We start from the raw sequence: 661 nt of genomic DNA on the forward strand, positions 1-661 counted from the left end.
GTACAGGCCATCGCTCGCCAGCGCGGCGATGTTCCTGTCGGCCGCGCGCACGTCGGCCGATCCCTTCACCTCCACCACGGCCCCGGTCGGATAGTTCGCCAGCTCGTCGCGGGCGTTGAGCGCGACGTAGTGGGCCTTGCCGTCCACGCCGTCGATGACCAGATAGCCCCGGTCGCGCAGCTCGTCGGCCAGTCCCTTCGCGGCCACGCGCCCGAGGATGGTTCGGCCATCGTCTCCAGGCTCGAACACCGCCAGCTCGCGCGGCTCGCCGCGCATGGCCCGCTGCATCGTGCGGATGATGTCGCCGCGCTCGCCCAGGGCGCGCAAGGTCTTTTCCGCATCGGCATGGACGGCCCAGGTGCCGGGCTGCGTCTCGTCGGCCAGGCCCAGGCGCTGCAAGCGTTGCAGGCGGCCGATCAGCAGCAGGCGTTGGCGCTGCAAGCGGGGTTCGTTGAGCCGTTCGACATGCACCAGGCCATGGTCGCCGGCCTCGCGCTTCAAGGTGCGATCCAGGCTCGTCCACCGTTCCTGTTCCACCTCGCGCTGCAAAGTCTGCTGGATCTCCAGTTCGGTGCGCGGCCCCAGCCATTCGGTCGCCAGCTCGGCGGCGCGGTGGCGGAAACCATCGGCGATGTAGTCGCCCGCGATGATGAGGTCTTTG

The 661-nt window shown here is 69.6% G+C and carries 1 protein-coding gene; it reads right to left on the minus strand.

The features are described from left to right. On the minus strand, positions 1-661 hold a 661-nt coding region (locus HMPREF2581_RS09140; RefSeq protein WP_139181900.1), incomplete at both ends, for a DUF3363 domain-containing protein.

Source organism: Pseudomonas sp. HMSC057H01 (assembly GCF_001836405.1).
Taxonomy (GTDB): domain Bacteria; phylum Pseudomonadota; class Gammaproteobacteria; order Pseudomonadales; family Pseudomonadaceae; genus Pseudomonas; species Pseudomonas aeruginosa.